This is a genomic window from Deefgea sp. CFH1-16, assembly GCF_016881365.1.
Taxonomy (GTDB): Bacteria; Pseudomonadota; Gammaproteobacteria; order Burkholderiales; family Chitinibacteraceae; genus Deefgea.
On sequence record NZ_WLYT01000001.1, the window covers coordinates 1,475,721 to 1,502,359 of the forward strand.

A 26,639-nucleotide genomic window follows, 5' to 3' on the forward strand; every position below is an offset into this window, starting at 1 on the left:
GGCATCACTCACGAGAAAGTACCCTACTATTTGTTAAGCTCTTGCAAGAGTTCGCGTAAACGATCGCTATCTTCAGCCGCCAGCATTTGCGCCACAATCGGCGTGATAAACGCCATTTCTGCCGATAAAATCAGCTGCTTCACTTTAAGCAATTGAATCGGCAACATCGAGAACCGTCGTAAGCCTAAGCCGAGCAATAAACGACTCAAACTCGGGTCTCCAGCCATTTCACCACACATCGACACTGGCTTACCCAAGCGATTAGCGGTGCTGATCACGTGATACAACAGCTGCAAAACCCCGGGATTGAGTGGATCGTACAAATGGCTGACCGCATCATCGTTGCGATCCACGGCCAAGGCGTATTGAATCAAGTCATTGGTACCAATTGACACAAAGTCCAGATGATTTAAAAAAGTAGCCACAGCCATCGCCGCAGCAGGCACTTCAATCATGCCGCCAAGCTCGATACCCTCATCAAATAAAATCTGATGGCGGCGCAAATCGGCTTTTACTTCATCTAAATGCGCTCGCGTTTGCTTCACTTCGCTAATCGTCGACAGCATTGGCAAGAGCAGCTTCACCTTGCCAAAAGCCGAGGCGCGTAATAGCGCGCGCAATTGCGTGCGAAACATTTGCGGTTCAGCCATGCATAAGCGAATCCCGGTCAAACCCAGCGCGGGGTTCGGGGCTTCGCTTTCGGATTGCCACGAAGGGATTTTATCTTTACCCAAATCGACAGTACGAATAATGACTGGCTTGCCTTGCATTGATTCAGCAACGGCCTTGTACGCAATAAATTGCTCTTCTTCGCTGGGTAAATCGTCTTCTTTTAAAAACAAAAACTCAGAGCGAAATAAACCAATACCAAAAGCGTTATTTTCTAGCGCCAGCTCACAATCTTCAGGCAGTTCAATATTGGCGTACAACTCAACCGGCGTGCCATCGCGCGTGATGGCTTGACTGGTTCGGATGTCTTGCAAGGCATTTTGTTTCAGCAGCCAATCGTTTTGCCGCAAACGATATTCGGCCAAAATCAGCTCGTCTGGATCAATAATAACGACGCCATTAATCCCGTCGACAATGATGAGCTCTTGCTCGCGAATCATTTCTCGCGCGTGGCGCAAAGCCAATACCGAAGGTAAATCAAGACTACGCGCTAAGATTGCGGTATGTGAAGTCACCCCACCAACGTCAGTAATAAAGGCACGATAATTACTATCTTTAAACAGCACCATATCGGTGGGCGATAAATCATGCGCGACTAAAATGCAGTCGTCGCCACCACAATGCGGGGCATGAAAAATCGGCTCATGTCCGGCTAGGGTTTTAAAGATACGCTCAGTCACTTGAATGACGTCGGTGCGCCGTTCGCGCAGATATTCTTCTTCGATTTCATCAAACTGCGCCAACAACACATCCAGTTGTTGCTGCAATGCCCACTCGGCATTGCAATGCTGGGTTTGAATTAAATGAATCGGGTCTTTGGATAAGGTGTGATCGTTGAGCAACATGATATGCAGGCTTAAAAATGCACCCAATTCCGTGGGCGCATTTTCGGGGATGCTTCCCCATAGCATTTCAAGCTCTTTTGCGTGTATTACGAATTGCGTCTTCAAAGCGCAGTACTTCACCGGCAATCGCTTCGGGCGGCAATTGGTAATGCACGATTTCAATATCGGCTTGCGATATTAAATGCGCGTGACCGATGGCAATACCGCCACCAATGCCTAAACCATGCAAAGTAATACTCATCCATTTCCCTCCAAGGTCCGCATTTCGCGGCCTTACATTCACAAAGCTAGATCATGCCAAGTGAACCAATAGTTTGCTTGCTGCGTGGCCTCGCATCAACACATCACACATGTGGCCTGCTTTAAATGCTATTTTTGCCCGAGGGCTTACTCACCTTCACCAAATTTATCCGCAATTAAGGCTAGCAATGCATTCATCGCTTCGGCCTCATCAGCAGCATTACTGGTTTCAATGGTAATTTTGCTGCCCTTGCCTGCAGCCAACATCATCACACCCATAATTGACTTGGCATTGACGCGACGTTGATTACGAGTAATCCATACCTCACATTGAAACTGGCTAGCCAATTGCGTTAATTTACTCGATGCTCGCGCATGTAATCCTAATTTATTGATGATTTCTACTTCTTGTTGCAGCATTATGAATCGCCTTTTTCATCTTGTGGCACCGCAGGCAGCATATACAATACCCCTTCTAAACCACCGGTAATGGCTTTACTCACGGCAATATCTAGCGATTGATGGCCATAAGTTAATGCTCGAACTAACATCGGCAAATTAACCCCTGCGACCGCTTCAACGTGGCCCGGAACAATTAAACGACTGGCGATATTTGAAGGCGTGCCACCATAAATATCGGTCAATAATAAGACGCCCGAACCATCGTCCAGCTGATTGATCAATTCTTGCGCTCGTTTCATTAATTCATCGGGATCATCGGCCTTACTTACGGCCAATTGAGCCAATTGCGGCAAAGCACGTCCCATAATGTGCTGAGCACAGGCAATAAGCGCTTCACCCATGGTGTAATGAGTGACAATGATGATTCCTACCATGTGTGACGGGATCCTTTTCCAGCTCGTTTTTAAGAGCTTTTAATATCTATTTAAGCTAGGGTCTACTGATCAAAAGCTAATCGTCAGCAGACCACAGATATAATATAGCTGTTTTAAAACTTACGACATGTTCATAGTACCTAACAACATCACTACAACAATTTAGCGTAATCGATACAAATGCGGCGGTGGTTTTAGCCACGTTAAACGCTGTTGTAATTGCTCAGTAATATACACATCGCCGTTGGCACTCACCATTAACACGTCTTTGATTCCAAAGCGCTGCGCATAACGCAGTGCTGATGGTACACCTTGAATAAACATCGGTTTGGTTGCCACATCAGACACCGTCCCGGCATCGGCATGGCTTGGGCTAAGGACCGTCACCGCCTGCACGCCTTGTGCTGGCTGCCCACTGCGGGGATCAATCACATGAGAATAACGCCGACCGTTCATTTCAAAAAAGCGTTGATAATCTCCCGTCGTGCCAATCGCTTCGCCGTCATACAAGGGCAATGTCGCCATGGCCTCAGGCAAACGTGGATGTTGCAAACCCACCACCCAAGGCTCGCCGCCTTTTTTGCCCAGCGCAATCACATTGCCACCGATATTCACCAGCGCATTCATCACCCGCGCTTTTCGCAAATAATTGGCCGAATGATCTAAAGCCCAGCCCTTAGCAAAGCCACCAAAATCAATCGCCAACTGTGGATTACTGCTACTCACGCTAGCACCATTCCACGTTAAATCATCTAGGCTAGGTTGTGCGGCCAACGCCGCTTGTAACGCCGCAGGGTCTGGCGTCACCGGCGCAAACTGGTCTTGATGAAACCCCCATAACTGCACCAAATTGCCAACGGCAGGATTAAATAATTGATCGGAGCGCTGTGCGTAATTGGCCGCTTGCTGAATCATTTGCGCCAATTCAATATCCACCAGCGCCGGTTCATCTCGGGCAAAAGCTTGATTTAAACGGGTCACTTCAGAAGGCTGCCAAGCGTGCAGCTTAACGTGCAAACGATCGAGTTCTTTTAAGACGGCATTGGCATGCTTTGCAGCCACTTCGGGCTCTAAGCCATAAATACTAATTTGTACTCGAGTGCCAAAGACATAGCTCTCTTGGGTATACAGCTGCGGCTGGCTACAGGCGCTCAATAGCAAACCCGCAGCGAGCCAAGCATAACGGCCGCCAAAGCGCCTCGCCGCACGCAACAAACGCGGCACGATGCCAACGGTCGTTAAATGCACGATTCGCTCAGCGGTGTTTAGCACTGCTCCAGCACCTTACGCTCTAAAGCGTCAATAAATAGGGCTGCGACATCAATCCCCGATTGAGCGGTGATTTCTTGAAAACACGTTGGGCTAGTGACATTGACCTCGGTGAGATGATCGCCAATCACATCCAGCCCCACCAAGAGTAAGCCTTGTGCCGCCAAACGCGGACCAAGCTGGCTGGCAATTTCACGGTCTCGCGCCGTCAAAGGTCGCGCAACCCCCGTGCCGCCAGCGGCTAAATTGCCGCGCGTTTCGCCCTGTGCTGGAATTCGTGCCAAACACCATTCAACGGGTACGCCATCAATCAACAAAATGCGTTTATCGCCGTCTTTAATCGCTGGCAGATAATTTTGCGCCATAATGGTTTGGCTGCCATTGGCGGTGAGCATCTCGAGTATCGAGCCCAAGTTGGCGTCGTCTGGGCGCAAGCGGAAGATACCTGCCCCACCCATACCATCGAGCGGCTTCACAATCACATCACCTAACTCTGCGACAAAGGCGCGAATATCGGCAGGATTTTGGCTGACAATGGTTTCGGTGGTGAATTCCGGAAACTTAAAAATCGCCAATTTTTCATTAAAATCACGCAAAGCTTGGCCGCTATTAAATACATTGGCGCCCTGCTCTTCAGCCAAACTAAATAGCTGCGTTGCATAATAATATTGCTGATTAAACGGTGGGTCTTTACGCATTAATACGCCAGAAAAATCACGCAACGCAATCGCTTCAGCATCGCCTTCTTGATACCATTCATCGGCATTGGGCGTTAACGTCAAACGCCGCGCAGTCGCTTGAACCAGCGTTTGCTTCAAACTCAACTCGTCAATCAAACACGTCCAAACTTCATGGCCACGCGCAATCGCTTCGCGCATCATGACAAAAGTGGTGTCTTTATAAATTTTGAAGCTAGCGAGTGGATCAACAACAAATAAAAATCGCATTTTTGAATCCTTTTTAAATAGCCCAACTCGATTTCACGTATTTAATGCCATCGCTTGAAAAGAATCGCCATCATTGTTAGCCAATGATGGCGCCTTGACTCATAGAAATTCTAGATGACATTAATGACGTAAATTAGTGCGCCAATTTCATCACAATCACGCCGCCAATAATCATCATCGCCCCCACGCTACGCATTACGGTGAGCGGGTCGTTAAACCACACTACGCCCACTAAAAATGTCCCAGCAGCGCCAATGCCGGTCCACACCGCATACGCGGTACCAATTGGGATCTGCTTTTGCGCCATCCATAGCAACAAACCACTCACGGCAATCGAGAGAATCGACGCAGCAATCGCCAATTTTGGGTACTGGCTGGTTTGTGACAGCTTAAATCCCAGCGGCCAGCCAATTTCACAAATACCAGCCCCGAGCAACAGCAGCCAAGCCTGGCTTAAAGCCGACATTATTCTTGTTCCAATTCAAGCGAAGCGGCCAACAGCGCCAAACGCGCCACCACGCCGTAGGCATAAAAACGATTGGCTTCACAATCAGGCGAGCCGTCACAATCGGGCGTAGTCAACGGAGTCGCAAAAGCCAATGGCTTAAAGTGCATCCCCGGCGCATTGAGGTTCTCGTCGATACCACGGCCGGTATGTACGCGATAAAAACCGCCAATTACAAATCGATCCAACATATACACCACGGGTTCGGCAACGCCATCATCGACGATTTCCATCGTTGGCACACCTTCTTTGCACGATCACATCGTGCACTTGCACCCCTTCTTTAATCACCGACATTTTATTGCGCTGTTTGCGATTTAAGCCGAGCAGATCTTCGCCCGATTTCACGCTCATAATCCCCATGCCATACGTGCCGGCATTGGCTTTGACAATCACAAATGGCGTTTGCTCAATCCCGTGTTCGGCATATTTAAGCGCAATCTTTTGAATCATTTGATCGACTGTAGCCGCCAGTTTTTCTTCGCCTTCGCGCGACTGAAAATCCAAGCCATCAACATGATCAAAATACGGATTTACGATCCATGGATCGATGCCAATCAATTGCGCAAAATCATTCACCACCCGATCATAGGCAGTAAAGTGCTGCGTTTTAGTGCGTGTTGACCAGCCAGCATGCAGCGGAGGCAACAGCGTTTGCTCGATGTTTTCTAATATGCTCGGAATACCGGCTGACAAATCGTTATTGAGCAGCACCACGCACGGATCAAAATCAGCCAAACCAACACGATTGCCGGTACGAATGACGGGCTCTTGCACCATGGTGCTGCCGTCAGGCATTTCCAGCGTTGTGGCAGCAGTGATTTCTGGATTCAGGCTACCGATGCGCACCACCATCCCTGCTTGGCGCAAAATCTTGCTCAGCGCCGCCACATTTTGTAGATAGAACTGATTGCGAGTGTGATTTTCTGGAATCAACAAGACGCGGCGCGCATCAGGGCAATAGCCTTCCAACGCGGTCATCGCCGCTTGCACTGCCAGCGGGTGAAAATCAGGATTTAAATTATTAAAGCCGCCCGGAAATAGATTCATATCGACCGGTGCGAGTTTATAAGCCGCGTTGCGTAAATCGACCGAACCATAAAACGGCGGGGTATGCTCTTGCCATTGATTGCGAAACCAGTGCTCAATCTCGGGTTGCGCAGCGAGGATTTTTCGCTCAAGGTCTAAGAGAGGCCCAGTTAAGGCTGTGGTCAGATGCGGCACGCTCATGGCGACTCCGGCGAAAGTTAGAAAGGGATCTGCAAGATATGGCGGCTAAATGGCCAAATTCAAGCTCTCCGTCACTACACCAGCAAGGTATCTATAGGTATATGCATCAATGCTTTTATATATAAAGCATCTAGAGCAATACCGGCATAGCACTAAAAACACCCTTTAGCCAAAAACAGCAATGCGATCCCAGCGATAATCATCCAGAACGTAATGGCTTAAATTCATCCTATTTAGTCTGATTTAAAGAACAATGCGTTTCGCCTCGCCAACTCTTTTTATGGCGATTAGCTTGGCAAACAGGCGGCTGAAACTGCGCCCACCAGATTGAATGATGACGGGCAAAAGCATCATATTTCACATCATTCATCGCCAAACATCGCCAAAATCACCTTAAATAACAGCGCATACCCCATCCCACATCGATTGACCCAGCGGCATATCCTATGTGCATAATGCAGTATTGATTAGTCATCAAACCCAAAACGAGTTGTTCTTCAATGAAAACAAAATTGCTGCCCGAAGCTTTGCTGGCCTTTGAATCACTTGCTCGCCTTGGTAGCTTTACCGCCGCAGCGCAAGAAATGAGCTGCGCTAAAAGCCATGTTAGCCAGTTAATTGGTCAATTAGAGCTGGAATTGAGCTCGGTGTTATTGCTACGCAGCACGCGGCGCATCTCTTTAACTGAATCGGGACAAACGCTATTGATCCACGCGCAGGCTTTGCGCGAATTATTAGGCCAAGTTCGCTTAGATATTGAAGATACGCAGCAACATATTGAAGGCGAATTATTCATCAGCACCACGCCATCGATGGCGCAATATGTGATCGGCCCTTTAATGGCGCAATTTGCCAAATTACAGCCCAAGCTCAATATTCGCGTTGACGCCAATAACCGCATCCAAGACCCGATTTTGGAAGGCATTGATTTTTGTATTCGCTCAGGTACGGTGGGGGATGAACGTTTAGTCGGACGACTTGCTGGACATTCACTGGAAAAGCTCTACGCCTCACCGCATTATTTGCAGCAAGCGCCGCAATTACACAGCCCAGCAGATCTAACTCACCACGATATTTTAATTAACGACGAGTATCAAACAACGCGGCAATGGCAAATGCAATCGGCTGGCGCCAAATTCACTGTCGACTTGCAACCGGTGCTGTGTAGCAATAACAATCCCACCCTGGCCATGAGTGCCGTGGCCGGGCACGGTATCGCGCTATTGCCCGATATCGTTGGTGAAAGCTATTGTCGCTTGGGATTATTACAGGCGGTGTTGCCACAGTGGTACGAAAAACCAACGCCGATTTATTTGGTGTATCCACAACGCAGCGCGATGCCCAAAAAATACCGCGCCTTTATTGATTTTATTTTGCCCGAGCTGAAAGCCAGATTATCCAGCTCGGCTGCGGATTAAGTCGGCCAAGTTCCAGTACCAGTACGTGCGCCGGTATTATCCAGAATGAGCGTGCCGTCGCTCGCCTGTGACTTGCCAGCAATGGGAGTCGCCGTCAGCGTAAAATGTGGTGTCAGTACATGCCGCAGTAAAGGTGTAATAGGTATTGCTTGGGGTATCGCTAGGATTGGCAACGCCGCAAGTCGTTCCGCCGCTGGCGGTGGTGTAGCGGCCATTGGTGGTGTAATAACGCTCAAACGCCTGTGCTTGCGACACGATGCTTTGCTGGGCGTCAACACGGCGGGTTTTCTTTATATACTCCTGATAATTTGGCAGTGCAATCGCCGATAAAATACCAATAATCGCCACTGTAATCATCAATTCAATTAAGCTAAAACCTCGGTGATTAATCATGCTGATTCCTTAAAGTGGGCAGATAAAAGCCGTTGTTTGTAATACCACCACCGAGCTACTATCAGCACCCTGTCCGCGCGCGAGGATGCTGTAGGCTGCACATGCCGATGCCAATTTATCGGCGGGTAGCAGCGTATTGGGCAATCTATTGATTAAATATCTGGCAGAAGATTTCTGTCCGCTGGCAAGCGTCGCCTCCGCCGAATTAGTGTCAGACCACGCCGTTGGCATGGCGGTCACGGCATCCGCTACCCCAACCACCGACATGCTGTTGCAACCATCAGCACAGGTCTCTGCATTGGCTTGCAATAAAGCACTCCCTTGGCGCAGCCCCTGCTCTGCCGCCTGGTAGGCGCGATTGCGTTCCATGTAATTACCCGCCATTTTTTCATTCATCGTCGTGCCGCGCATGCCATTGACCACCAGGATGGTAACCACCGCCAACATCACTAATGCAATAATCAAGATAAAACCACTTTGCTTATTTTTTCGCATCTTAGTCACCCCTAATTATTTTTGACACGAATAGTAGTGCGAAACATTCGATACAAATGGTGATCATCTTTAGTACCGGTAAACTCAGCCCCATTACAATTTTTGATGTTTTCAGCTTTCTCAATCGACGAATCAGTTTTTTCTGAACGCAAAATCAAACACACTTTGACGGAGACGATTTGTGCTGCACTAACATTTGTCAGCAATGCAATCGGCGAAGGTATCGGTGATGGTGATGGAACGGGAACGGGGGTTGGTGCAGGCGATGGTGCGGGTGCCGGTGGCACATACCGATCAGCAACACAATCTATGGGTTTGCTAGTGTCACAGCGAAACTCAGGCGCGAGGCTGGAACTTGGTGGGCTAGCAGAAGGATTGGGAGTGGCTATCGCATCATCAATACCATATTGAATTTGAAAATCGACCAGCTCGGTGCTGGTGCCAGAACTAGGGGCAATCCAATCGGCACAATCAGGGCAAGGGTTAGGAGTAGCGAGCGGATCCGGAGCGCAGCGCAATATATTATTCACTTTAGCAATCACTAAAGTACGCGGAGTAGGCGTCGGGTTAGGGAACACTGGCGTAGGCGTAGGCGCAAGCCCGCCATCACACGCAATTTGGCTTTCACCGTCGGGCGTAAAAATCACCCCGATCGCCTCACTCGACATCGCAATAATTCGCCCGGGTGTTGGGCTAGGGCCTAGTTGCAATGTAACTCTGGGATCTGGGCGATACCCTGCCTGGCTAACCACTCTTTGCAGCATCGAAATCGCAAAACGACCGTCTTCTGAAAGCTGATTTTGTATTCTTTGCAGATTCGACGTTTGCCGAGTGTTGCTGTACAGCGTGGTCAAAGCCAATAAAGCCACTAATGAAATCGCCATCGCGATCATTAATTCGATCAAAGAAATGCCGTATTGCTTAAACATTATTCAATCACCGTCGTATAGGTGCTCGACAGGCCATCGACAGCAGTCGTTTTCGAGCGGTTATCCAGCCAGCTAATCGACAATGTATACCGATAATAATCGGCAGACTGAGCCGGTGCGGACACCAAGACATACGTTGCTCCAGGCAATTGTGAACGTAAATATTGATTCCAACTGGCCATTTCAGAGGCCACCATATACGGCTGTTTACCGCCTTGATCCGCGCAATCCACCGCATCGTTATTGCTCGTATTCTGCACGCACAGTGAAAAATCAGGCGGCAATGGCATCCCCGATTCGGCATCACTACTCGCCAAAAAAGGACTGCGATTGACACGAATTCGGTCGCCTAAATCGGCTGCGAGGTCGACGGCAATGCTACGATAATAAGCACTTTGATTCATCGCTACCGAGCGCGCTTGCAAAGCGGCCAGCCCCAATAAACCCAGCCCCAAGATTATGACCGACACCATCACCTCGATCAGCGATAAACCCAATTGTTTGTGCATGCTTATGCTCCTGGTGCTGCAACCGGCCGCGGCGACTCGGTAGGCTAAGCCCGCCCTACACCGTATATTCATTAAGACAGGCTTAGCTGCACACCGTGCTGCTAATGCTTTTACTAATGTGACCCGAGAGTGAAACAGTAATGATTTGCTGTTTGCGCCCTGTTGAGCACAGCGTAAAGCTGGCTGCGGCAGTGCTGCTGCCTAGCGTGGAGTTAAACACCACACCCGTATTGAGCATGCTCACGACGACGTCTTTTTGCACTACAAAGCGCTGCAAAACCGTCGTCCCCTGCATGATGATCCAGCCCTTAGACCAATTGCTTGAAGCTGTCGAGCACGCGGTGGCCGTATTGGCATTGTCCACAGGGCATAAAGTGACATCTTGTTTTTGCTTAATCGCTTCCAAACGTGCGCTATTTAAACTGGTGACTAATAAATCACTTTGCGATGACAGGCGTGAATCGCGATATAAACTAATCATATCGGGCGCAGCAATCGCCAATAAAATACTCAAAATGGCGACTGAAATCATCAATTCAATTAAACTCATCCCCACAGCCAACCATGGTTTATTTTTTATCATTATTTAATCTCACGCCAAAGCGTAGTTTCTATTTTAAATCCAGTCGCTTTAGTTAATAATTTGGTTTTTTCTACCTTATCATTACCGATGGTGCCACTGTATAAAGTGCCTTTCCCGGTTGAAGCGGGTTTTGGGATAGGTTTAAATATAGTGATAGGTTTAGTTGACGTGAGTTTTGACGCCGTATACACCGCCATATAATTAGATTCGCGCTGTGCGATTGCCGCACCAGGATTGCCAAGCGCATTACTCTCATCCGTTGGCGTAATTAATTTAGCATCCTCAGCAACATAAGTTAGCTCAGTGGGAATACCGTCTTTTTCAAAACCGCTTACAAATTCTTTGCCACTGCTAAAATCAACTTGATCGGCATAGGTCGATTTGTCATCGAGTGCAATATCGGTGAAACTAGTTTTTTGTGGGCGAGTCTTGCTCTTGTTGGTCGTCACCGATCCGGTATACGGATTCAAACCCATAATCCAGCCTTTGCCGCCGGGCAAGCATTTTTCACTCGCCAGTGGAATACCAGTACCAAAGACCACTTTATCGTCAAAGATCATCGGCGAGGTGACGATGCGCTCGCTACTCACCGGCAAATTAACAAACCAGCCTAATTTACTACTGCTATCGATGCGTAAATCCAACGTATTGCTTGATATTTTGCGGTACACACCGCCACGAATTGCGGGCGTTGTCGCCGTCGCCGTTGCGGCTGAGACGCTCTTAGTTTCAACAATGGTTTGCACTTGCAGATTGGATTCAACAATCGTGTTTGGGCTATCTGCCATTTTATCGAGTACGGCATAAAATGATTGCTGGGTGACATCGCTTTTATCCGCATCACTGAGTAATTTACCGGTACCAAACAGCACTAAATTTCCAATCGGCTTGCCATCGGAGTTCTTAACTTCCAGCACCGCTGGCCGCATTACAATTGGCTTATTTGGCCCCGCATCGTAAATGGGCTTGGTAATGACTTTAAAATTGCTCGGATTATCATCGCTTAAATCAAAGCGCCATAATTTGCCATTGATATCCCCAGCATACACATAGTCCAATACGCCATCTTGCCCAACATCCACGCCAGCAGGCGACGATAATCCAGCCCCACCGGGAACATCAATTTGTTTTAATAATGCGCCGGTATCGGCATTGACAATATATAAAGACGAGCTATTCGCCAGTTGTGGCGAAGCCCCTTTAACCCAATTATTTTCATAGCCATTACTTAAAATAACGGCGGGAACCGCCGTGCTAGCACTGGTATGCACATTGTAAATAACCGGTGCGCCAAAGGCATAACCCATGGTATTGGTGCTAACATCAGTCCATTCCCATTTAATACTGCTATTACTACCTAAGGTCGATTCTGATGTGGCATCAACGGCAAAAAATCCTTTACCGCCTTGCCCTAAGCCGCCAACGAGGATAGTTTTCCAATTCGATCCTATTTTCACATCGGCCTGCCGCAAGCTCCCATTCACATGATATTCATGTGGCGTGCCACCACTTTGGCCGTAATCTGTAGCAGTGAGCGCTTTTAGATTGCCGTACACTGGAGATGGAATATAGCCCATCAGTTCAGTCATATTACTAATGCTAAAAGCGTGCAACATGCCGTCATTAGCACCGATAAAGACGATATTTCTAGCTGAATTACTCGTTTTATAAGCCTCGTAGGCGCTATCGGTGGTCGACCCTGCAGGCTTGCTCACCACAATCGGCTGGCTATCAATAATGTCGCCCAATACGCCATTGGGCCGAGTTCGAAAGCCGGTAATTCCCTCTGTGCCACGCAAAAAATTAACGACATTGCTGCGATCCGTCGTCGCCGTACCCAGAGCCGCCAATTGCGCAGCGGTCATGGCGCCTAAATTGGCGGCTGTAAAATCAAAGCTAGTAGTGGTACTGCCGACGACTTTAGACGTATAAATTTTACGGCTAGCAGCACTCGGAAAAATCGCTTTAGCATTGGGAGTGCATTGTGACGTTGCCGGATTAAAATCACCTGCGGAATCAAGATTTAAGCAACGCAATTCACCATACCAACCACTGGGATTAAATACCGGCTGAAAAACTTTATTGCCCGAGCTAGTGACGTCGGCCTGCGTTGCCACACCACCGGCATTCGAAATAGAAGCCACAATATCATTGACCGCACTGGTTAAAGCGCTAGTGAGTTGTGCTTCATTACCGGCGTTATAATATTTCCCCCCGCCAACCGATGCGGCTGCCGGTAATACATTATTGAGTACCGCAAAACCAACGGTATAGGTTTGCATATTTTGTTTTTTGAATTTCTCATCATCAAATGATTTGCCATCTAAATCATTCAATGGCGTTGCTGTGGTGGATACTCGCATATCTAAATCATTGGCATACTTGGCCACATCACGTAATGCCCTGGGTCGGTTGCTGGTATCGCCAAATGTAGGATTGGTATCTGCTGCGCCCTCTAAAGTCGCCGGGCAATCCGATCCTGAAGCAGTGGTGCAAACATTAAACGTTTTGGCTACCGCAACATTCGATGAATTAATGGAGGTGTAATTAATCGTCGGAAATGTTTCATCATTACTGGCATCACCATCGGTAATGACAATAGTAAAGTTTTTTTGGCAGCGATATTGAATCGGGCTAGTGTAATTACCCAGCCCATTGAGTGATGCTTTACCTTGGAAATATTGGGTTATTTCTAATAGCGCCTCGCCCAATGGCGTCGCAGTTCGACCCACTAAAGAATCAATCCCGCTAATCACATTGCTGCTACTACTGCCAATGGTAGTGACAATTCTTGACCCTGCGCTACGTTCAGAGCCACCAATCCCATTGGGATCATTAACCCGAAATGAAGCCACCCCCCAACGCAGGGTTGAATTATTACTGACTAAGTTTTTAGCCACTCGCTTAGCAACATTCATTTTGGTATTCGGATTGCTGCTATCACTATCAATCCACGTGCGGTAACCATCGGTGTTATTAACGAGGCAGCCGATCCAAATCTCACCCGGAGTGTCGCAACTGGATCCTTTGGCAATCCAATTATTGTTTTGATCTTGCACCATACTGCCGGAGTTATCGATCAGCAGCATGACATTGGGGGTCACCGAGGTGGATAATGTCGGCGGTAACGCGGGATAATATCCGCCAGCAAAGGCCAAATCTTGAAGGGCTAATGCCAATGTTAGCCAAATATAAATCGGCTTTACTTTGAATGAATTATTCATTGCACACCTCAAGCTTTGCTTTTACACCACTAAAAAATTACACACTCACCCAATAAATATATAGTAAAAACCATACGACTAACTTGGTAATTTGCTTGAAAAAGCTTACCTCTTGCTTCGTTCAATTCAGCCATTGGCCTAATATAAGCGCTGTGCCTCACATTTACTGTATCGCCTGATAGTTGGTTATATTTGCTAGTTCAATGGCAGCTGGCGGTATTTGACTGTGGGTTTATGGCGACTTTTTGATCGATCCCAAGATCGATAAGGCGGCTTTGTTTATCATGGTTAACATGAAACCAAGCCAATCTCTCGCGTCCGTACTCACCATCGCTTTACAAGCGGGTTTGCTCGCGCATCAATCGGGGGCGGGAACGCACCGCACTTCTTTAATTATTCAGCGCACAGCCAAAGCACTTGGCGCTGCGCGGGTTGAAGTGATTATTTCTTCCACCAATATTGGCGCCACCATCGAATGGGGGAGTGAGCGCGAGACGGGGTTTCGCAAAGCGCCGCATATGGGAGCCAATTTTGCTTTGCTCACCACGCTGAATCAGTGGCTCTGTGCCGTCGAGCAAGGCGAAGCGAATCCCGAATTAGCGCAGCAAGCACTAGATGACATGGCGCAAAAGCCAGTTCACTATCCGCGTTGGCTGATCATTATCTTGGTGGGTCTATCTTGCGGCAGCTTTGCGGCCTTGTTTGGCGGTGATAGCGCGGCCATCATGATCACCACACTCGGTGCAACGCTGGGCATGATGGTGCGTTTTTACTATGTATTGCGTCATTTCAAACCATCGGTGTTTGCCACTGCCGCCAGTTTTGTCGCACTACTTAGTACCGGACTACTCAGCCATTGGACGCAAACGCCTGAGGCGGCATTAGCGGCCTCAGTCTTGTTTTTAATTCCTGGCGTACCCCTCATTAATGGCGCAGCCGATTTACTCAATGCCAATTATCTTAACGGTATGGTGCGCTTTGCGATGAGTGGCGTGATTGTGCTGGGAATTGCCATTGGGGTGAGCTTAGCATTGCGAATCTTGGGGATATAAAGATGCACACTTGGCTTTTAGAATTATGGGCAGCCCCAGCGGCTTTGGGCTTTGCGCTGTTATTTAATGTGCCACCACGCGCTTTATGGCTGTGCGCTGGCTTGGCGGTTTTGGGGCATGCGGCCAGAAAATGGGTGGTGCTATTACAGGGTGATATCGTTTTTGCCACCTTAGCCGCAGCGATCTTAATCGGCTTAATTGCCGAATGGTGGTCGACTCGGCGCAATGAACCCGCCATTATCTATGCCATCAGCGCCGCAATTCCAATGGTGCCTGGCACGTATATGTATAAATCGGTGCAAGCTTTATTGGGCATTGCCAGCCTACCTGCGACGGAAACCGGTCAAGCATTACTCGTTACTGCGGGAGTGAGTGGTGTAAAAGCCGTGATGATAGTCCTAGCGCTGGCATTTGGCATTGCTGCGCCACTCTTATTGTGGCCAAAGAGGAATTCAACATGAAATACGCCATGATGTTATGCGCTTGTTTAGTCAGCCCAATGGTGGCTGCCAGTTTGCGTTGCAATCAAGCATTAATCGATGTTGGTGACTCAATGCACCGAGTTGAACAATATTGCGGCCAACCCACTGAAGCGCAGCAATACACCATGCCGTTAACGTATATCGATTCTCGCGGCTATCGCCGCAATGGTGGCGAGCAGGTCTATACCGAATGGATTTACAATTTTGGCCCCAATCGCTTTATGGCCAAAGTCCGCTTTATTGCGGGTGATGTAACGCAAATTAATGAATTGGGTTATGGCTACTAAAACCATAGGTATCTAAATATAGCCCTTGTAATTCATAGTATTAATTTAGATACCCATAAAAAAAAAGCCATTCAACAATGAATGGCTTTTTCTTTTCACTCGCTGCAATTAGCGATTGGCATGTGTCCATTGCGCGCAAAACTGGCGCAAAATACCGATGCTGTATTGCGCCGCGACTTCGTCAATAAACAATTTAAAATCCAGCGGTGCGCTGTCATTGGCTTCGTCAGAAATCGTGCGCATAATCGCAAATGGGATTTGGTAATCATCACAAACCTGAGCAATTGCTGCGCCTTCCATTTCAACCGCCAATAAATCCGGCAGTTCAAGCTTTAAGCCCGCCAATACTTTCATATCATTAATAAATTGATCACCACTGCCAATCAAACCATTGACGATATTGACGCGATTTAAAGCAAATTGCTGCTGCGACTCACTGCTAATTTTTATCGCAAATTCATTAGCCAAGAAATGCTCGGCAGCGCTACGCAATTGTGTACTTAAATCAGAGCAGCTATCAAAACGGCTCTTGCCAGTACGGGGAATTTCAAACTTCGGTAGCATTGGCGATACATTCATATCGTGCTGAATCAGCTGATCGGCAATCACAATATCACCAACGCTCAAGCCGTGATCCGCCGCACCCGCCACACCGCTCAACACAATGTGCGACACGCCAAATTGCTGAATCAAGCTAGTTACGGTACTCGATGCCGCCACCTTACCAATCCCCGATAAGACGCAAACACAAGGCACGCCCCATAAAGTACCGGTGATGTATTCACGATTACCCACAGTTTGCGTGTGTGCATCTTGCAAATACTGAGTTAGACCTTGCTGCTCTTCGACCATGGCAAAAACCAAACCAAGGCGACGTTGAATCGAATTTGACATAAAAACCAATATAAAGAGTGGCCATCATCGGCCGAAAAAAAATTTAAGCTGCGTAGCGCGTCGGATCAGCCATATTTGCCGCAGCAAAACCCGCTGCGCGCAAACGACAAGCATCACACACACCACACGCCTCACCTTGATCATTGGCCTGATAACAAGTCACCGTCAAACTGTAATCAACGCCCAATTTTTGGCCTTCAGTGACGATTTCAGCTTTTGACCAACGAATCAGTGGTGTATGAATATTCAGTGAAGAGCCTTCAACGCCCACTTTAGTCGCCAAACGCGCCATTGCTTGAAAGGCCGAAATATACTCTGGACGGCAATCTGGGTAACCCGAATAATCCACCGCATTCACACCAATAAAAATATCATCCGCTTTCAGCACTTCGGACCAAGCCAAAGCAAACGACAGTAACACGGTATTGCGTGCTGGCACGTAGGTTACTGGAATTTCGTTTTCCACTTCAATACCATCGACCGGCATCGCAATATTCGCGTCAGTCAGCGCCGAGCCACCAAAGCCCGCCAAATCAATCTTAATCACCCGATGCTCAATGGCACCTAAAGCTTTTGCCACCCGCGCAGCGGCTTGCAATTCGGCATTATGCCGTTGGCCATAATCAAACGACAATGCATAGCAATCAAAGCCTTTGGCTTTGGCAATCGCCAAGCACGTTGCTGAATCCAAACCACCCGACAATAAAATAACTGCTTTTTTCTTCATCATTTTGACTTCTCTGTTTGACTCGACGCTGCGCGCTTGCCGTTTTACTCAATCCGGCCAGCACTTGTTCAGCGAGATCATGATATAAATTCGTTTTATAAATTCGGGCCACGCTCGAAGCGATCATGGCCGAGATCATGATGGAAATCACCATATCGTGGCCATCGGTCATTTCCATCAAAATAATCGCCGACGTTAGCGGCGCTCGGGTAATGGCTGCCAGTGCCGCCACCATGCCCAAGGCAATCAACTTAATTTTGAGCTCGGGATCAAAAAATGGCACAAACCAACTGCCAATCCCTGCGCCCAAACTCAATGACGGCGCAAAAATGCCACCCGGCAAACCGGTTAAAAACGTGCCTAATTGCCCAATAAATTTAAGCGGCAAAAAGTACCACGCCAACTCAGTATGCCCCGCAATCACTTCGCTGGTAATTTCAGCGCCGCTGCCATAAATCGGCGCGATCAAACCACAGATCCCAATTAAAAATCCGCAAGCAGCAATAAAATAATAGGGATGGTATTGCCGGTAATCCTTTATCTTTGGTGGCATCCAAGTCGATACGTTCACACAAAGCCAAGAAAAAGCCCCGCCAATTAAGCCCGCCAATAGCGCAATCAGCACCAAAGGTAGCAAAATAGAATAACTAAACGGCGGCACATGAATCTTGCCAAAATAAACGTAATCACCTTGCAAAGCCAAAGAGACCAAACCGGCCAAAATCACCGCGCCGAGCAATTTACCCGAGGTTTTTTCTTCTACCGAGCGCGCCAGCTCTTCAAAAGCAAACACAATCCCCGCCAACGGGGTATTAAATGCCGCTGCAATCCCCGCTGCGCCGCCGGCCAAAATCAATTGCCGGCGAAAAACCGGATCATCAATCGGCAAAAGCTTGCGGCAAGCAAACATAATACTGGCGCCGATTTGCACCGTTGGCCCTTCGCGGCCCAACACAAAGCCACTACCAAGCCCCAACACAATGCCGATAAATTTAGCGACAGCAATCCGTAGCGACAATAAACGTTCGATCTGCCCTACATCATGATTGAGCTGCAAAGCGGCTTGCGCCTGCGGAATCCCGCTGCCCTGAGCGCCAGAACCAATGTGCTCCATAATCCAGCGAATCGCCATCCCACCCAATGGCAGCGACAACAAAGGCCACCACCACCATTTTTGCTGCATCGCGCTAAAACCAGCAAAAGCCCAATTGGCTGCGCTCGCCAGCAAAAAAGCCACTAGCCCGACTAGGGCAGCCCCCAACCACAAAGCAATCGTCGTTCGACTGCGGCTAGGTAAATGATAAAGTTTGACCAATACACGCTTAAAGACCATCGGATATCCTAGGTATATTCAGCTAAATTACTATTATCTTGGCTTGCTAGCCTATACCCCTGGCTTGTCACCCCAGAGGATTTTATGCAATTGCACTTGAACCCGCACCGGCAAGCGATCATCAATCACCCATTGCGCCAAATCAGCGGGCTTGAGGCTTTCCCAAACCGGAGAGAAAATCACTGGCGCACGTAGCTCGAGTTGTTCGGCACGCACTTTATCGCGCGCCCATTCATAATCGGCGCGATCGACTAAAACAAATTTGATTTCATCATTTTGATTAACGGCAGCAACATTGGGCCAATGCATATTGTGCATCTCGCCAGAACCCGGCGTTTTGATATCCAACACCCGTGACACACGTGGATCCACCGTATCAATCGGCTGACCACCGCCGGTTTCAACGCTAACGTCAAAACCTTCATCACACAGTTGTTGAAATAAAAGATGCACCGCTTTTTGCGCCAAAGGCTCGCCGCCAGTGACACATATCGTTTTACAGCCAAAATCGCGGATTTGCTGCATGATGACGTCGATTTCTAGCGTTTTGCCGCCGGTAAACGCATAAGCGCTATCGCAATAACCGCAGCGCATAGGGCAGCCAGTTAGGCGAACAAACACCGTCGGTAAACCCATACGGCGAGTTTCGCCTTGCAGCGAATGGAATATTTCAGTGATTCTAAGGGTCGTACGCATTACCAATCTCCTAGCCGGAATACAGTCCGGGGGAATAAAAAACGGCATCGATGATCGATGCCGAGGTGCTATTTTATACCGAAATCATGTTTACAGCAGGTAACAATTCCCCATGAGCATGACGGCTTAATTCGGAGCCATCAAGGCTTTTTTGGCGCGCACTGCCGCATCCGATTGCGGATATTGCTCAATAATCGTAATGAGGTAATTACGCGAGGTCTTTTTATCATTCATGGCTGCAGCTACCGACGCCAAACCCAGCAAAGCATCGGCTGCTTTGGGGTCCGTTGGCGCGTTTTCTACCACATTTTTAAATGCGCTAGTCGCTGATTTATAATCTTTACTCATTGCGTAACTCGTACCCAGCCAATATTGCGCCGCGGGCAGTTTGTCACTTTTAGGAAATTCAGCCACAAATTTATTTAAAGCGGCGCTCGCGTCTTTGAATTTTTTGGCTTGCACCAAGGCCACAGCGGCATCAAAGCTGTCTTGCTCACTGGCTTGTTGGCCGGCTTTAATCTCGGCTTTACCTTGTTCAATCGCGCGTAAACGATTATCCAAATCGATATACAAATCTTTTTGGCGCTGAATCGCTTCATTTAAATTAAATTGCAGCACTTCATTTTGGCCATTGAGTTTAGCCAATTCATCTTTTTGCAGTTCAATTTGGCGTACCAAATTGAGAATTTGTTTATTTCCGGCTTCCAATTGATCAATTCGCATTTGATTTTGCTGCTGCAAAGTCTGCACTTTATTGGTTAAATCAAGTACTTGCTGGCGAGCCACATTGTCATCAAATAAACCGGCCTGTGAATGCGCGCTCCAAGCCAATAATGCCAAAGCAATCAGACTTTTTTTGAAGTGGGTCATAAGTTAATCCGTATTCTTATAAAAAGCACAAACCCCGACCGGCGGGGCTTGTGCGGATGACGCTAGCTGAATCAATCGCCAACTCGCAGTCGATTACTGGCTTTGCTCACCAGCGTAAACGATATCTGCCGACGATTACGCGACCATGCTTCATCAGTATCACCGTTTTCTAGCGGACGCTCTTCACCAAAGCTCACCGCTTCGATTTGGCCAGCCGGTACGCCCAAAGCTTTCAGCATCGAGTTCACGGCTTCAGCGCGCTTTTGACCTAAAGCCAAATTGTATTCAGCGGTACCGCGGTTATCGGTATTGCCTTGCAAGATGATTTTAACGTCTTTGTGGTTCAACAAAAACTTAGCGTGCGCTTGCACCATTTCATTAAAATCTGGGCGAACCACATACGAATCGTAATCAAAATAAACCCGACGTTGTGACAAAACATTGTTTGGATCAGTCAATTCAGGATACATCGACTTACCGCTGGTTTTGCTGGTATCCACGGTTTTGATTTCGCTGCCATTGCCGTCTTTGCCCGCATTACCCGCTGCAGGATCAACAATCGCTGCCGGTGGTGTGGTTGAACAAGCGCCTAACAAGGCGGCCATCATGATACTTAGAGCGATTTTTTCATTTGTAGTTCTCCAATAAAAAATAAAAAACTCACCACAGAGGCACTAAGGCACAAATTCACCACCAAATCCGACGCCTAAGCGCGAATGAAGATGGTTATTTTTAGTTGTCTCTATGCCTCTGTGGTGATCGATTTTGACCTGCTGGTGGATAATATTAGCGCAGCATCGGCCCCCAAGCAGGCTGACGAACTTCACCGTTAGGCGACTTCAAGCGCTGCTTCACTTTGCCATCGCTAGAAACAATCGCCAATGTGCCACGGCGACCAATATCAGTTTCGTACAAAATCATTGCGCTATTGGGCGCAAACGACGGAGAGTCGTCCATATTGCTCGACGTTAAGGTATTGCTACGCCGCGTATTCAAATCCATGACAGCAACACGATACCCGTTATCACGGGTAATGTAAGTCATATATTTACCATCGGGTGAGACTTTGGCGCTGGCATTGTAAGCGCCAGAAAAAGTCAGTCGCTCGGCATTGCCGCCGTTCACGCTCGAGCGATAAATTTGCGGGCTACCGCCACGATCCGATGTAAATAAAATGCTTCGACCATCGGCAGTGAACGTCGGTTCCGTATTAATTTCACCACCTTGGCTGATGCGGCGCGGATTAGTGCCGTCGACATTCACCAAAAAGATTTGGCTGCCGCCATCTTTAGTCAAGACCACCGCCAATTGACGACCATCAGGCGACCAAGCTGGCGCTGAATTACTGCCTTTAAAATTAGCCGCAGTCCAACGCTTACCCGTCGCTAATTCATGCACATACACCACTGGTTTTTCTAATTCAAACGACACATACGCCAACTTGCCACCGTCGGGTGACCATTTTGGCGACATAATCGGCATTCTGGATTTCAATACCGTTTGTGCACCATAGCCATCGGCATCGGCCACTTGCAATTGATAGCTCTTGCCGTTTTTCAACACATAAGCAATTCGCGAAGCAAAAGCGCCTGGGTTGCCAGTGATTTTGGCGTAAATCATATCGGCGATTTGATGACTAATCCGGCGTAATTGATTCGGGCTACCGCGTTTTTCAAACGCAATCAGCTCTTGCTTGCTAGCCACATCAATCAGCCAAAATTTAACCAGTATCTGCCCGCCATCATTGAGCAACTGCCCAATCACCGCATATTGCGCGCCACCGGCTTGCAGCGCTGAATAATTCAGTGCCGAAGGGGTATAAGCCTGCAAGCTAGGATCATTAAAGTTCAGCACTTTAAACACCCCACTGGTATTTAAATCACTGGCAATCACTGGGGTGACCGACTGGCGATCGAGCTGCTCATTTTGAAACGGCAAAATCGCAATCGGATACTGCTGGCTACCGACGCCAACGACTTCGATGGTCATATCCGCTTGCGCCACACTGCTGCTGGCGAGCAAGAGTAAAAAGGTCAACTGACGGAATACACGTTGCAGCACACTATTCTCCTAAGTCATTACTCTTTGGGGGCAAATTCCCAGCGAATATCACGGTAATCATTAAATGTTGCGCCAGCTGGCGGTTTTGGGAATGGCGCATACAACTGAATTGCGCGCTTCACCGCTTCATCCCATTTCGGGTCGCCACTGGCCTTGATTAACTCAATCTGGCGAATCTCACCGCTTGGCAATAAATGAATCTTATACGTCACGCGTGGATTTTGATTGCTTGGGGTATAAACAATCTTCTGTTTAATATCTTGCCCCACGCCACGTGCATAGCCTTCACCCACGCCCGAACCCTTGCCTTTACCCGCGCCACCCGTAGCACCAACGGTGTCGCCAGTGCCACCGACTTTACCGCCGGCTTTAGCGTTCGGATTAGGTTTACTCTGCGTATCGGCACCTAATAAATTATCAAAGCCCAATGCGCTTTCTAATTCGCTCTTCGGTTTTTTCACTTCGGCTTTTTTCGGCGCGGCGCTGGCTTTCGCTGGCGGCACCACCACGCTTGGCTTAGCTGTCGCCACTGGGGTCGGCTTCACGGTAGGCTTGGCGCTCGGTTTAGCGCTTGGCGTTGGCGTCGGTTTGACCGTCGGCGTCGGCGTTGGTTTCACGGTGGCGGTTGGCTTAGCTTTGATTTTTTCTGTCACCACATCCGGCGCTTTGACTGGATCAATTTGCGGCTCAACTTTGGCCACCACTTTACGCTCCGGTTTAGCTTCAACCATAGGCTGGCGTACCGGTGCTGGCGGCGGCGCGCCCCACAATTCGACCACCACCGGATCGGGCTGCTTGGTTTTCCATTGCACAGAAAACAGCAATAATCCGAGCAACAGCAAATGCATCGCAATGGCTAAAACCAGCGCTAGGCCTTGATGTTCAGACGGATAATTGGATTGATTTGGCTTCATTACTGCTGTGAGACCTGTAAAGCAACTCGGGGAATTTCGGCCATGCGTAGCGCATCGGTGGTTTGCATCACTGCGTCGTAGCGCACATTTTTATCCGCAGCAATCACCACTGGGCGCTCGGTACCGGCGGCAGCATCCACTTTGATTTTAATCGCCGCAGCGAGCGCCTTGGCGTCGGGATAAGACGTGACTTCTTGACCGTCTTTGAGCGTAATGGCGCCATCTTTATCAATATCCACCGTCATGGGATTGCCGGTCACTTGCTGGCTCGATTTGCCAGCTGAAGGCAGCTCGACCAAACCCGAAGGCATTCCCGGTGCGGCCACCATAAAGATCACCAGCAACACCAACATCACGTCAACATAGGGCACAACATTAATTTCATTCTTAGCACGGCGAGGGCGACGAGCCATAAGATCAATCCTTAGAATATGGCGGCAATTTAAAGCCACGTCTTAAACCACCAAGACACCGAGGCACGGAGAAATTCAAAATCGAAGCGGTTTTTCTCTGCGCCTCTGCGCCGCTGTGGTTCAATATTTTTTATACTTAGCGCCCAATTTGGCGTTGCAATACATTCGAGAATTCTTCAATAAACGTATCAAAACGACCGGCTAAACGATCTACGTCATGCGCAAAGCGGTTGTACGCTACCACGGCAGGAATCGCGGCAAACAAACCAATCGCCGTAGCCACCAAAGCCTCGGCAATATGCGGTGCCACGGTGGCTAAAGTCGCTTGGCCCACATTACCCAAGCCTTTAAACGCATACATAATGCCCCACACCGTGCCAAACAAACCAATATACGGGCTGACTGAACCGACCGAGGCCAAAAACGAGGTGTGCTTATCTAAATAATCCAGTTCACGCTGGCAAGACGCTCGCATCGCGCGGCGGGTGCCTTCCATCACATCGGATAACTCCATGCCCGATTTTTGGCGCAATTTTAAAAACTCGCTAAAACCGGCCATAAAGATTTTTTCCATGCCGATATTGTTGCGGCTGTGTTTTACCTGTTCATACAAGGCGTTCAAATCCGAGCCGCCCCAAAAGCGATCTTCAAATTCATCAGTATGTTTTTTGGCGGTACTGATGGTGAAATGCTTGGTAAAAATATGCCACCACGACATAAACGACAGCGCCAGCAATAACACCATTACCATCTGAACGACAAAGCTCGCTTGCAACACCAAGCTAATAATCGACATATCTTCAACAGGTGCCATGTAGCAAAACTCCAAATAGGGCTCAGCAAACTCGAGTAACGACTCGATTTCGCATAAAAGTAGAAAAATTGATTGGCAAACGAAGAACGAACAGCGCTAGCACGCGCAGCATTCCAATGCGCAGACTTCGCCGCGCGGTGGTTTCAGCCCAAGCGCCACCACCACAATTAGATTCGATGGCACCGACCAAGCTCTTTAAGAGTGAGCTTGGCGTAAAAAGTTTACTTATTTTACGGGATTTATCATCGGCAAATCGATGAAGTTTTAATGGAATGGCATAAATTGCGTAATATTTACGCGAAGATGTCTGTTATTCGGTTTTTGGCGCTTCCAGACCAAAATGCAAATAGGCACTTAAAGTCGCCATTCGACCCACGCGGCGTGCGCTGCAAAAAGCCTTGTTGAATTAAATACGGCTCAATCACTTCTTCGATGGTGTCGGACGATTCACCAATCGCCGCCGCCACATTGTCTAGCCCCACTGGGCCACCGGCAAATTTATCCAAAATCGCGCGTAACACTTTTCTATCCATCACATCCCAACCGGCATGATCGACGTCGAGCATTTGCAGCGCCGCATCCGCCACTTCGCGCGTGACTTTGCCATCGTGCTTCACTTCAGCAAAATCGCGCACTCGCCGCAATAATCGATTGGCAATCCGCGGCGTGCCGCGCGAGCGCCGCGCCACTTCAAACGCACCCGCTTCGTCCATCTCCACCTGCATCAAGCTAGCCGAACGCGTGACGATGCGGGTTAGCTCTTCCGGCGTATAAAACTCTAAACGCGCCACAATACCAAAGCGATCCCGCAGTGGATTGGTCAACATCCCAGCGCGCGTGGTCGCGCCAATCAAGGTAAACGGTGGCAGATCGAGTTTGACTGAACGCGCCGCAGGGCCTTCGCCAATCATAATATCGAGCTGAAAGTCTTCGAGTGCTGGGTAGAGGATTTCTTCCACCACCGGCGAGAGTCGATGAATTTCATCAATAAACAACACGTCATGCGGCTCAAGATTGGTCAGCAATGCCGCCAAATCGCCAGCACGTTCCAACACCGGTCCCGACGTTTGCCGCAAATTCACCCCCAATTCGCGGGAGATAATATGCGCCAGCGTCGTCTTACCCAAACCCGGCGGGCCAAACAACAGCACATGATCCAGCGCTTCGCCGCGCTTTTTCGCCGCTTCAATAAAAATCTCCAACTGGCCGCGTGCCTTCATTTGCCCGACGTATTCGTCGAGCAATTTAGGCCGTAAAGCACGCTCTTGCGCGTCTTCATTACTGGAAATCTTTTGCGCCGCAATCAATCGATCGGGCGGCGGAGCTGAAAACAGCGAGTCAGTTTCGATCATGAAATTAAAAAAACCATTAAAAATAAATTCAACATCACTATCGAATTTGTTGTTGAATATCTTGAATTAGCGCATTGAGGCTGGGAGAACATGGATTGTCGAAATTTAAATGTGGTGCGATTGCCTTCGCCCATGTGTATTTGTCTGGCCCCGCCACCTCAGTACGTTTAACGCCAATTGCATCTGCCAAAACTTCCCAAGCTCCGATAATGGCGTCTGGTTCAATATTTCTCAGTCTTTGTATCTTCGCCTTTGGATAGGCTTTCAAAACAGCATTTTCATCCGCAATATAAACCAGCTTTCGGTTTCTTCTATCGCTAAACCGAACAGCACCCGATTAGGTCGTTTCGGGAGGCGTTCCAGCATAGCATTTAAATCATGTTGTAATTGACCTGATGGTGTGTCATCGACATCAACTACAACGATGACACAAGCATCATCAGAAAGATAAGAAAACCCCCGCAATTTTGCGGGTAATTGATCCAATAAGCCCTGATGTTTCGGATTTGGCGGACCAAGTAAATCGTCAGGTAATTTTCCACGCCCTTTATGAGCGTGAATTCGAAAGTGAGAAATTTTCCTCTAAGCCGAATTTTCGAGTCAATATTTCACAAAGAGTCGGTACATCTGAACCACCCTCAACTAAAACCTC

27 protein-coding genes and 3 pseudogenes are annotated in these 26,639 nt (G+C 48.5%); 4 read left to right on the forward strand and 26 right to left on the reverse strand.

Annotated elements, in window-relative coordinates; all coding sequences use genetic code 11:
* Positions 1–26: 26 nt before the first annotated feature.
* The 7 genes and pseudogenes from ptsP to gshA all read right to left on the reverse strand — a co-directional run bounded on the left by ptsP (position 27) and on the right by gshA (position 6,541).
* Positions 27–1,755 (reverse strand): annotated as a pseudogene (ptsP, locus tag GKO28_RS08145) (phosphoenolpyruvate--protein phosphotransferase).
* Positions 1,756–1,901: 146 nt separating this feature from the next.
* Positions 1,902–2,174, reverse strand: a complete 273-nt coding sequence (locus tag GKO28_RS08150; protein ID WP_182075930.1) for an HPr family phosphocarrier protein — start codon at positions 2,172–2,174, stop codon at positions 1,902–1,904.
* Positions 2,174–2,590, reverse strand: coding sequence for a PTS sugar transporter subunit IIA (locus GKO28_RS08155; protein ID WP_182075931.1), 417 nt, complete (start codon positions 2,588–2,590; stop codon positions 2,174–2,176). The genes GKO28_RS08150 and GKO28_RS08155 overlap by 1 nt, the downstream gene beginning before the upstream one ends.
* A 162-nt stretch (positions 2,591–2,752) precedes the next feature.
* Entirely contained in the window at positions 2,753–3,862 is a 1,110-nt protein-coding gene (locus GKO28_RS08160; protein ID WP_307838969.1) for an FAD:protein FMN transferase, read from the reverse strand.
* The gene (gene gshB / locus GKO28_RS08165; protein ID WP_182075932.1) at positions 3,856–4,806 is read right to left on the reverse strand and encodes a glutathione synthase; all 951 of its coding nucleotides are present in this window, start codon (positions 4,804–4,806) and stop codon (positions 3,856–3,858) included. The genes GKO28_RS08160 and gshB overlap by 7 nt, the downstream gene beginning before the upstream one ends.
* Before the next feature lie 133 nt (positions 4,807–4,939).
* Entirely contained in the window at positions 4,940–5,272 is a 333-nt protein-coding gene (locus GKO28_RS08170) for a multidrug efflux SMR transporter (protein ID WP_182075933.1), read from the reverse strand.
* Positions 5,272–6,541, reverse strand: a pseudogene (gene gshA, locus GKO28_RS08175) (glutamate--cysteine ligase). The gene GKO28_RS08170 and the pseudogene gshA overlap by 1 nt, the downstream one beginning before the upstream one ends.
* Before the next feature lie 500 nt (positions 6,542–7,041).
* On the opposite strand from gshA, the gene GKO28_RS08180 reads away from it, so the two are divergent.
* Positions 7,042–7,959 carry a LysR family transcriptional regulator gene (locus tag GKO28_RS08180; RefSeq protein WP_182075934.1) on the forward strand — a complete coding sequence of 306 codons (918 nt, stop codon included), beginning with the start codon at positions 7,042–7,044 and terminating at the stop codon, positions 7,957–7,959.
* A 36-nt stretch (positions 7,960–7,995) separates the two neighbouring features.
* Here the strand turns inward: GKO28_RS08180 and GKO28_RS21305 are convergent, their stop codons facing one another.
* The 6 genes from GKO28_RS21305 to GKO28_RS08210 all read right to left on the reverse strand — a co-directional run bounded on the left by GKO28_RS21305 (position 7,996) and on the right by GKO28_RS08210 (position 14,092).
* Complete coding sequence (locus tag GKO28_RS21305; protein WP_182075935.1) at positions 7,996–8,352, reverse strand: type IV pilin protein; 357 nt, start codon at positions 8,350–8,352, stop codon at positions 7,996–7,998.
* Positions 8,353–8,361: 9 nt separating this feature from the next.
* Positions 8,362–8,847, reverse strand: a complete 486-nt coding sequence (locus tag GKO28_RS08190; protein ID WP_182075936.1) for a PilX N-terminal domain-containing pilus assembly protein — start codon at positions 8,845–8,847, stop codon at positions 8,362–8,364.
* Between the two features lie 11 nt (positions 8,848–8,858).
* Positions 8,859–9,776: a PilW family protein gene (locus GKO28_RS08195; protein ID WP_182077434.1), complete on the reverse strand. Its 918-nt coding sequence runs from the start codon at positions 9,774–9,776 to the stop codon at positions 8,859–8,861.
* Entirely contained in the window at positions 9,776–10,285 is a 510-nt protein-coding gene (pilV, locus tag GKO28_RS08200; RefSeq protein ID WP_182075937.1) for a type IV pilus modification protein PilV, read from the reverse strand. Before pilV ends, GKO28_RS08195 begins: the two co-directional genes overlap by 1 nt.
* A gap of 82 nt (positions 10,286–10,367) precedes the next feature.
* Positions 10,368–10,868 carry a GspH/FimT family pseudopilin gene (locus tag GKO28_RS08205; protein ID WP_182077435.1) on the reverse strand — a complete coding sequence of 167 codons (501 nt, stop codon included), beginning with the start codon at positions 10,866–10,868 and terminating at the stop codon, positions 10,368–10,370.
* On the reverse strand, positions 10,868–14,092 hold the full coding sequence (locus tag GKO28_RS08210) for a pilus assembly protein (protein WP_182075938.1): 3,225 nt from the start codon (positions 14,090–14,092) through the stop codon (positions 10,868–10,870). The genes GKO28_RS08205 and GKO28_RS08210 overlap by 1 nt, the downstream gene beginning before the upstream one ends.
* 293 nt (positions 14,093–14,385) lie before the next feature.
* On the opposite strand from GKO28_RS08210, the gene GKO28_RS08215 reads away from it, so the two are divergent.
* The 3 genes from GKO28_RS08215 to GKO28_RS08225 are packed head-to-tail and all read left to right on the forward strand — an operon-like array spanning position 14,386 to position 15,913.
* Positions 14,386–15,144: a threonine/serine exporter ThrE family protein gene (locus GKO28_RS08215; RefSeq protein WP_182075939.1), complete on the forward strand. Its 759-nt coding sequence runs from the start codon at positions 14,386–14,388 to the stop codon at positions 15,142–15,144.
* A 2-nt stretch (positions 15,145–15,146) separates the two neighbouring features.
* Positions 15,147–15,605 carry a threonine/serine exporter family protein gene (locus tag GKO28_RS08220; RefSeq protein WP_182075940.1) on the forward strand — a complete coding sequence of 153 codons (459 nt, stop codon included), beginning with the start codon at positions 15,147–15,149 and terminating at the stop codon, positions 15,603–15,605.
* On the forward strand, positions 15,602–15,913 hold the full coding sequence (locus GKO28_RS08225) for a DUF2845 domain-containing protein (protein ID WP_182075941.1): 312 nt from the start codon (positions 15,602–15,604) through the stop codon (positions 15,911–15,913). Before GKO28_RS08220 ends, GKO28_RS08225 begins: the two co-directional genes overlap by 4 nt.
* Before the next feature lie 108 nt (positions 15,914–16,021).
* Here the strand turns inward: GKO28_RS08225 and GKO28_RS08230 are convergent, their stop codons facing one another.
* From GKO28_RS08230 to GKO28_RS08290, 13 genes and pseudogenes are all read right to left on the reverse strand, one after another.
* Complete coding sequence (locus GKO28_RS08230; RefSeq protein ID WP_182075942.1) at positions 16,022–16,807, reverse strand: 5'-methylthioadenosine/adenosylhomocysteine nucleosidase; 786 nt, start codon at positions 16,805–16,807, stop codon at positions 16,022–16,024.
* 43 nt (positions 16,808–16,850) lie between these two features.
* Positions 16,851–17,537: a 7-cyano-7-deazaguanine synthase QueC gene (queC, locus tag GKO28_RS08235; RefSeq protein WP_247646437.1), complete on the reverse strand. Its 687-nt coding sequence runs from the start codon at positions 17,535–17,537 to the stop codon at positions 16,851–16,853.
* Complete coding sequence (locus GKO28_RS08240; RefSeq protein ID WP_182075944.1) at positions 17,452–18,867, reverse strand: chloride channel protein; 1,416 nt, start codon at positions 18,865–18,867, stop codon at positions 17,452–17,454. The genes queC and GKO28_RS08240 overlap by 86 nt, the downstream gene beginning before the upstream one ends.
* 51 nt (positions 18,868–18,918) lie before the next feature.
* Positions 18,919–19,563 (reverse strand): 7-carboxy-7-deazaguanine synthase QueE, encoded by a 645-nt coding sequence (gene queE, locus GKO28_RS08245; RefSeq protein WP_182075945.1) that lies wholly within the window; start codon positions 19,561–19,563, stop codon positions 18,919–18,921.
* A gap of 126 nt (positions 19,564–19,689) precedes the next feature.
* Positions 19,690–20,433 carry a tol-pal system protein YbgF gene (gene ybgF / locus GKO28_RS08250; RefSeq protein ID WP_182075946.1) on the reverse strand — a complete coding sequence of 248 codons (744 nt, stop codon included), beginning with the start codon at positions 20,431–20,433 and terminating at the stop codon, positions 19,690–19,692.
* A 71-nt stretch (positions 20,434–20,504) separates the two neighbouring features.
* Positions 20,505–21,041, reverse strand: coding sequence for a peptidoglycan-associated lipoprotein Pal (gene pal, locus GKO28_RS08255; RefSeq protein WP_182075947.1), 537 nt, complete (start codon positions 21,039–21,041; stop codon positions 20,505–20,507).
* Positions 21,042–21,219: 178 nt separating this feature from the next.
* Positions 21,220–22,494 (reverse strand): Tol-Pal system beta propeller repeat protein TolB, encoded by a 1,275-nt coding sequence (gene tolB, locus GKO28_RS08260; RefSeq protein WP_182075948.1) that lies wholly within the window; start codon positions 22,492–22,494, stop codon positions 21,220–21,222.
* Positions 22,495–22,511: 17 nt separating this feature from the next.
* Positions 22,512–23,408, reverse strand: coding sequence for a cell envelope integrity protein TolA (gene tolA / locus GKO28_RS21310; protein ID WP_182075949.1), 897 nt, complete (start codon positions 23,406–23,408; stop codon positions 22,512–22,514).
* Positions 23,408–23,821 carry a biopolymer transporter ExbD gene (locus GKO28_RS08270; RefSeq protein ID WP_173532718.1) on the reverse strand — a complete coding sequence of 138 codons (414 nt, stop codon included), beginning with the start codon at positions 23,819–23,821 and terminating at the stop codon, positions 23,408–23,410. The genes tolA and GKO28_RS08270 overlap by 1 nt, the downstream gene beginning before the upstream one ends.
* 136 nt (positions 23,822–23,957) lie before the next feature.
* The gene (gene tolQ / locus GKO28_RS08275; protein WP_373281557.1) at positions 23,958–24,617 is read right to left on the reverse strand and encodes a protein TolQ; all 660 of its coding nucleotides are present in this window, start codon (positions 24,615–24,617) and stop codon (positions 23,958–23,960) included.
* Between the two features lie 328 nt (positions 24,618–24,945).
* Positions 24,946–25,987, reverse strand: a pseudogene (gene ruvB / locus GKO28_RS08280) (Holliday junction branch migration DNA helicase RuvB).
* Positions 25,988–26,024: 37 nt separating this feature from the next.
* Positions 26,025–26,255 (reverse strand): hypothetical protein, encoded by a 231-nt coding sequence (locus GKO28_RS08285; protein ID WP_182075950.1) that lies wholly within the window; start codon positions 26,253–26,255, stop codon positions 26,025–26,027.
* Positions 26,252–26,473: a hypothetical protein gene (locus tag GKO28_RS08290; RefSeq protein WP_182075951.1), complete on the reverse strand. Its 222-nt coding sequence runs from the start codon at positions 26,471–26,473 to the stop codon at positions 26,252–26,254. The genes GKO28_RS08285 and GKO28_RS08290 overlap by 4 nt, the downstream gene beginning before the upstream one ends.
* Between the last annotated feature and the right edge of the window lie 166 nt (positions 26,474–26,639).